Origin of the sequence: Novosphingobium sp. ZW T3_23, assembly GCF_044987305.1 — a bacterium.
Classification (GTDB): Bacteria; Pseudomonadota; Alphaproteobacteria; order Sphingomonadales; family Sphingomonadaceae; genus Novosphingobium.
In genome coordinates this window covers 1-6439 of sequence record NZ_JBJDRF010000107.1, presented here as the reverse complement: position 1 = coordinate 6439, position 6439 = coordinate 1, and the positions used below count along the sequence as shown (strand labels likewise).

The following is a 6439-nucleotide window of genomic DNA, read 5'->3' as shown; positions in this document are numbered from 1 at the left end:
ATATCTCTCCGCGCAGACACTGCGGAGATTGTCGCATTATCCAGGCTACTCATCAGTCCCTCCTCATTCAGGAGGGGGGCCCAGTTCTATTTGTCGCTACCGGCCCAGTTTTGCATGGCGCCTGACAGAAGGATCGTGAAGATGGCCTGACAGTCTATCGGCGTCTGGAAAGCCCGGGCAAAAAAATGGCACTTGCTGCCGGTGTCTTTATTGTGGCTCCAGACGTGCGGATGTCCATCTTGGCCACGGGACTATCTCGTGAGACCGTATACGTTTACGCAGACTGATCAGAACACCGTAAAATCCTACTTGCAAACGGGGCGGGCCATACGTTTTTTGCGCGTCATGCCCCGGCGCACGAAGAACCGGTGGAGTCCTGCTACCGAGACGATCAGACCGTCTTCGGCCAACACCACCCGCAGTTCTTCCAGTGAAATGTCCTTCCGTGCCTCCCAGACGGAGAGGACTTCTGCCGCTCGCTCCTCGACCCGACGCGAACGCACGTCACCGCCTTGCGGCTTGGCGGCAAAGGCGCCCGTGTCGCGCCGAAGTGCATGCCAACGGATCGCAGTCGAGGGGGCAACGCCAAATCGCGCCGCCGCCGCCCGACAGCTCGTTCCGTTATCAATCGCTGCCAAAAGCCGCGAGCGCAAATCCATCGAAAGCGGGTGACCCATTCATGCCAGCCTCCTTCACCAGCAAGGATTATGAATCACAACACGCTATCGTAAGGAATCCCTGCCGATTCATACCGGTCGAAATTCGCTCTAAGCATACGAAATTGAGACATTGAAGAACCCGCAGGCGGCTTGCGCTGCAAGGCGCCTGGAGCAGCAATGCTTGGGAGATCGTGGAGGCGCTGGCTGCATAATGGCCCCCGCTCATGAAGGCACGCCGTAGCTACGCATCAATTGACAAACTTTGCCAATCTTTGCTATCCCCTTGGTCTTGGAGATTGCCATGGCTACGATGAACGTTTCACTGCCCGACGTTATGAAGCAATGGGTGGAAGCGCAAGCTGACACCGGTAGATATAGCAATGCCAGCGACTATGTGCGCGACCTTATCCGCCGGGATCAGGAACGCGCCGATAAGGTTGCCGCCATGCAGCGCCTGGTCGATGAAGCCCGAGCTAGCGGTCTGAGTGATGAGACGATGGCGGACATCCGGACGCGGGCAATCAGCCAAGCAGGCTTGTAAGCCTGACCGTGCCCCGCTTCCGCTTAACGCGCGCCGCAGCCGATGATCTGACTGCGATCTTTCAAGAAGGCATCGAGCAGTTCGGCCTGCCTCAGGCTGATGCTTATCACGAGGGGCTGAACGCGATTTTCGCGTTTCTCTCAGACTATCCCAATGCAGCTCGATTGCGCGAAGAGATTTCGCCGCCTGTCCGCGTGCATCCCTACAAGGCCCACCTCGTGATTTATGACGTGGAAGATGACGACGAGGTCATCATTCTGCGTGTACGGCATGGTCGGGAAGATTGGATATCCTCGAATTACAACGGCTAGCCGTGGCGAGATGAGGGCATGCAGCCAAGTCGCAGAGATCCCCGACCCACTTGGCACTTCTATGTACGATAAGATTTCTGGATGCGACCAGGTTCAGCCATTCCGTCGCAAGCGTTTAAACGACCGCTTACGTTTAAATCGGCCGCTCGTGCATCGCGGCCACAGGTGTGCTCATATTCTCGTGCCCCGGCGCCGCGTAATGAGGTCGGACGGCTGGCTCAGAGGTTTCCTGAACGAGAGCGACGCCGCGACATAGGCAAATAAGAACCCGGCAGCCATACTTGCGACTGGCGGGGGTCATGTAGCCTTCCTCCAGTAGCCGGCTCATCTTCGCCACCAGCACGGCGTCGTCGTCGTGATCGCCGTCCGGCTCGACCGCTGCTAGGGGTGCGTGCTCCTCGCAATTCGTCGCATGGTCGCGCAGGAGATAGAGGCGGATGGAGCTGCCCCCGCCGATCTCGCTGTGGATGTTCACAAAGCCGCTCGACTAACGGGCAAAGCCTTACATCATCGACAGACCCGACCCCGTACCTCGCCCGATCGGCTTGATAGTGAAAAGTGGGCGAAGGTCATGGCGATGATGTCGGGCGTCATGCCCGTGCCGGTGTCGGTGACTGTCACGGTCACTTATTGCCCGGGCTCGGCAAAGCCTCGCGTTGGTGTGTTCATGCCGAAAATTCGCTCACCCATCCAGAGGCACCTTGTCCGAAGGGCCCTCCGGTGGAATCGGAAACGAAGCACCGTATCGAGCCATTGCCCGCATGTCCGCCAGCGCGAGCAAATACGACAAAACGGATTCCGCACCGCGATTGTCATTGGCCCGGTCATGGTGCAGCCCGTCGCGGCAGCTTCCGCTATCGACATCGACCAGCGATACAGCCAGATCATTCTCACCCAGGAACCACGTAAAGGCCTGATGCGCCGCCGATGACCAGAGGCCATCCGGATCATGCTGCCGCGCCGCAAGGCAGGCGGCCACCGTGGCGCAAGCTTCCAGCGGCTGCTGATCGAAGGGCAGCGGCGTGCGCTGGGCCAGCGCGAAGCCGTGTGACCCGATCGGACGGAAATGCCCCGCAGGCGCGGTCTGCATCTCCAGCAGCCAGCGCAAGCTTTCAAGGCCGGCGGTCAGCATGTCAGCGTCGCCGATGCGCCCGCCGGTCAGGATCAAGGCTTCGCACAGGCGCGCGTTGTCATAGGTCAGGCGGCTTTCGAACCACGGCCATGGACCGGTCGCGGTGTCGCGCAGCAGGGCGTGCAGACGCTCGGCTAGACAATGGCGTATCGCTTCGGCCTGGCTATCATGAGGGCGCGTTGGGCAATAGGCATCAAGCCCCAGCAAGGCAAAGGCCCAACTGCGCGGCGCGGTAAACTCGAGCACATTCGGCAAGGCCTCGACAAACAGGTCGGTGGCCCAGGCGTTCAAAGCCGGATCCGGCAAGGCCGTGCAGACACCCAGCGCCCAAAGCGTGCGCCCATGGCTGTCCTGCGATCCGGCAGGTTCCAGCCACCGCCGGTCGAAGCTCATGAAATTGCGGAAACGGCGATTGTCCGGGTTCCAGGCATGCTGGACGAAGCTGGCGAAATGGGCGGCCCACGCAAAACCCGCGTCGAGCCGATTGTCCGGCTTGATGCAAAGGAGCAACGCGCGGGCATTGTCATCGACGCAATAGCCATGGCGGCGATCCGGAATCGAGCGGATAGCGTGCTGGAACAGTCCGGTATCGTCACACATCACCTTGAAATGCTGGTTCGATGTGGCAGGCAAGGACAGATGTGGTGGGGCCATCGGCGCAGGATACTCCGCCCGCAACCGCATGCTGACCGGCGAGCGCAAGGCCTCACGAAAGGCATCCACATAGCGCTGCGCCACCTGAGCCCAGACCATCGGGCGGCTGGCGGCATAGGCGCTTGTGGCCATGGCCTGCCGCGCCGGGCCATCGACCAGCAGATCAGCAACGGCGGACCCCATCTTCACGCCGTCGCCTAAGGGCACCAGCACGCCCGTCCCGTCGCCCAGCAATTCGGTGGCGTGCCAATAAGGCGTGGAGACCACCGGCCGGCCCAACCCATGGGCATAGGCCAGCGTACCGGAGGTCATTTGCGCTTCATCGGGATAGGGCGTGACGTAAACGTCGCACATGGCGATGTGATCGAGCAATTCGGGTCGCTCGGCAAAGCGGTTGAGGAAGACGACATGGTTGCCCAGCCCCAACGCCTCGACCCGGTCCATCAGGCTGAGGCGATAGGTCTCTCCGGCATCGCGCAGCAGATGAGGATGGGTCGCGCCCATTACGACATACACCGCATCGGGGCAGCGCGCCACGATGGCAGGCATCGCCTCGATCATCGTCTCGATGCCCTTGTTGGGGCTGATCAGACCAAAGGTGAGAATGACCTGACGTGCCGCAAAACCAAGGCGCTGGCGCGCTGCATCGCTGGTGACGAAGGGTTCATCGGGGATGCCGTGAGGGATGACGCGGATCTTGCCCGGATCGGTGCCATAGGTTTCGATCAGGATCGCGCGCCCCTTTTGCGCCATCACGATGACCCGCGCCGATGCGGCCAGAATGGCCTCCATCACCGCGCGCTGGGCTGGGCTGGGGCGGTCGAGTACGGTGTGCAACGTAGTGACCAGCGGCATAGTCAGGCCCGCGATGAGATCCAGGACCAGGCATCCTGCTTCGCCGCCGAAGATGCCGAATTCATGCTGGAGGCAGGCCACATCATAGCCGGCCGCATTGATGGCATCGGCTGCGGCGCGATAATGAGCCGGATCGTTCTGATCGATGCTGCGCGCCACATTGGCGGGCCACAGATAGTCGGCCCCCGGATCGCGCATCGCCAGAATGGCGCTACCGGCAATCTCCGGCAGGTCGCTGACCGCCAGTTCCAGATCGGTGGTGAAGGTGGCGATGCCGCAGCGTCGCGGCAGCGCATTTCCGATGAAGGCAATGCGCAGATCCTTGCGCAATTCCGTAGTCAGGGCCTTGTCTTAGAGCTTGCCTTTCGGTTTCTGGATCAGCGTGGCCACCGGCGCGTTTGGCAAGGCAGCAACCGGCGGCCCCTTGGGCTTGGAGGCCTTGGGCTTGCGGATTTCGCGATTGCTGCGTTTTTGTGCCTTGGCCATACTAGCGGGTTCCTGTCTGCAAAGAGGGGGTAGCAGCGGCGCGGGGCATTTGGCCCGCCTTGTCAGCGCTGCTCCGTCTCGAGGGATCGTAAGGGCGGTGCGGATAGGGATAGGCACGCAGCAATTGCGACGCATCGGCCAATTGCTGGCGGTGGCGTTGCATCTGAACCGGGTTGCCCAAAGTATTGCAGCCAATCAGCGCAATCTGTTCATCGAAAAGGATCTGGTTGAGGCACATAAAGCGCACTCCTGCTTCAAGCGGGGGCGCAGTCGGTCCCTCGGTCACATGTGGCTTGGATTAAGATCAAGTGATAAATCTCTCTAACCTCCTTTTGAACTTTTGTCCCATCAATTCGGCATAATTTTACAAGCTCTAGAAATATTCTTTCCATACCATATGCTTCACCGGTGCAGCATGCTAAAGGCAGTCACACCTTCTCCTCAGAGACAAGGCATTCCCGCTCTTACCAAGCCCTTTCCTTTGCGTGCAGGAGCGATCAAGATGCTGATCCGCGCTGGATATGACATCGCCTTCGAAGCCGATCTGCCCACCCCGATGCTGGCCGCGCTCAGCATCCATCCCTCGCGCAACCGCGATCTGCGCAGCGTACAGCGGATCACCACCGTGCCCGAAGTGCCGGTGTATGATTACATCGACGGCTTCGGCAACGTCTGCACACGGCTGACCATGCCCGCGGGCGGCATTACCTTGTCGTGCAGCTCACTATCGAGGACGCCTGAACGCCCGATGTGGTCGTTCCCGACGCCCGTGCCCTAGTTGTGGGCGATCTGCCGGACGAGATCATGGTCTATCTGCTGGGCAGCCGCTATTGCGAGACGGACAGGCTGGTCGACATCGCCTGGCCGCTGTTCAGCAAGATCACGCCTGGCTGGGCGCAGGTGCAAGCCATTGTCGCGTATACGCATCAGCGCATCACCTTCAGCTACCAGCATGCCCGCCCCACCAAGACCGCCTTCGACGCCTGGCAGGAACAGACGGGCGTGTGCCGCGACTATGCCCATCTGGCGATTGCGCTGTGCCGCTGCATGAACATCCCCGCCCGCTATTGCACCGGCTATCTGGGCGACATGGACCTGCCCGCCGTGGTGGGGGACATGGATTTCTCCGCATGGTTCGAGGTGTTTCTGGCTGGGCGCTGGTACGTATTCGACGCCCGCCACAACTATCCCCGCGCCGGACACATCCTAATGGCGCGTGGACGCGACGCTGCCGATGCGGCGCTCGTCACCACTTTCGGCCTGGCCAAGCTGTCACGCTTCCAGGTCTACACCGATGAAGAGGCGAACAACCGCAGCTTCCTCCTTCCCGCAAGGATCTGACATGACACTTTCAGCCGCATTCTGCCGCTATCAGGAAGCTGTCCAGCTTCGGCGCGCCGCCAGCGAACCCCTCGCAAATGTTCGCATCATCGCGCGGGCCGCCGCCAAGGCATGGAACACGGAAGCCGTATGGGCGGAAAGCCGTGAAAGCGGCCATGTCACCGCGCCGCGCCTGCGTCTGAGCGCTCAAGAGCAGGAGGGAGACAGGCAGGAGAGAGTATCTTTCAGCGAGAACCCGGATCGCGGCTTCCCCGATTGCTAGAGTCGGTAATGGGCCGGCGCCCAGCTTTGCGTAGGCGGTTTCACTTGGCCACAAGCCGGGGTGGCAGCTTTTCGAGCTGATTGTGTTGAAAAACTCGGCCTTGCAATGGTGCTAAAGTATTGATTCTATATCTCCGCAGGCAAGCGGAGATGTGGGGATGATGGGGGAGAGGACAGTGGCGCAAGAGGCGCTGTTCTA

The 6439-nt window shown here is 60.8% G+C and carries 7 protein-coding genes and 2 pseudogenes; 4 read left to right on the top strand and 5 right to left on the bottom strand.

Features of this window, described 5'->3' with window-relative positions; all coding sequences use genetic code 11:
- Nucleotides 1-314 precede the first annotated feature (314 nt).
- Nucleotides 315-677 (bottom strand): annotated as a pseudogene (locus ACI3K3_RS25290) (IS630 family transposase); the annotation flags it as partial.
- A 283-nt stretch (nucleotides 678-960) separates the two neighbouring features.
- On the opposite strand from ACI3K3_RS25290, the gene ACI3K3_RS25285 reads away from it, so the two are divergent.
- Nucleotides 961-1200 (top strand): type II toxin-antitoxin system ParD family antitoxin, encoded by a 240-nt coding sequence (locus ACI3K3_RS25285; RefSeq protein ID WP_404918813.1) that lies wholly within the window; start codon nucleotides 961-963, stop codon nucleotides 1198-1200.
- An 8-nt stretch (nucleotides 1201-1208) separates the two neighbouring features.
- On the top strand, nucleotides 1209-1511 hold the full coding sequence (locus ACI3K3_RS25280) for a type II toxin-antitoxin system RelE/ParE family toxin (protein ID WP_404918811.1): 303 nt from the start codon (nucleotides 1209-1211) through the stop codon (nucleotides 1509-1511).
- 133 nt (nucleotides 1512-1644) lie between these two features.
- Here ACI3K3_RS25280 and ACI3K3_RS25275 read toward each other — a convergent pair whose 3' ends face one another.
- From ACI3K3_RS25275 to ACI3K3_RS25260, 4 genes are all read right to left on the bottom strand, one after another.
- Entirely contained in the window at nucleotides 1645-1986 is a 342-nt protein-coding gene (locus ACI3K3_RS25275) for a hypothetical protein (RefSeq protein WP_404918809.1), read from the bottom strand.
- 207 nt (nucleotides 1987-2193) lie between these two features.
- Entirely contained in the window at nucleotides 2194-4482 is a 2289-nt protein-coding gene (locus tag ACI3K3_RS25270; RefSeq protein ID WP_404918807.1) for a glycosyltransferase family 4 protein, read from the bottom strand.
- A gap of 21 nt (nucleotides 4483-4503) precedes the next feature.
- Nucleotides 4504-4638: a hypothetical protein gene (locus tag ACI3K3_RS25265; protein ID WP_279587462.1), complete on the bottom strand. Its 135-nt coding sequence runs from the start codon at nucleotides 4636-4638 to the stop codon at nucleotides 4504-4506.
- Nucleotide 4639: 1 nt separating this feature from the next.
- The gene (locus tag ACI3K3_RS25260) at nucleotides 4640-4876 is read right to left on the bottom strand and encodes a hypothetical protein (RefSeq protein ID WP_404918805.1); all 237 of its coding nucleotides are present in this window, start codon (nucleotides 4874-4876) and stop codon (nucleotides 4640-4642) included.
- Nucleotides 4877-5140: 264 nt separating this feature from the next.
- Between ACI3K3_RS25260 and ACI3K3_RS25255 the strand changes: the two are divergent.
- A pseudogene (locus tag ACI3K3_RS25255) lies at nucleotides 5141-5979 on the top strand (transglutaminase family protein).
- Nucleotide 5980: 1 nt separating this feature from the next.
- Entirely contained in the window at nucleotides 5981-6241 is a 261-nt protein-coding gene (locus ACI3K3_RS25250) for a hypothetical protein (protein WP_404918803.1), read from the top strand.
- Nucleotides 6242-6439: the final 198 nt, after the last annotated feature.

Coding starts and splice junctions, on each gene's coding strand:
- ACI3K3_RS25260 (WP_404918805.1), bottom strand. CDS start 4,876: ATGTGCCTCAACCAGATCCTTTTCGATGAACAGATTGCGCTGATTGGC.
- ACI3K3_RS25250 (WP_404918803.1), top strand. CDS start 5,981: ATGACACTTTCAGCCGCATTCTGCCGCTATCAGGAAGCTGTCCAGCTT.
- ACI3K3_RS25265 (WP_279587462.1), bottom strand. CDS start 4,638: ATGGCCAAGGCACAAAAACGCAGCAATCGCGAAATCCGCAAGCCCAAG.
- ACI3K3_RS25285 (WP_404918813.1), top strand. CDS start 961: ATGGCTACGATGAACGTTTCACTGCCCGACGTTATGAAGCAATGGGTG.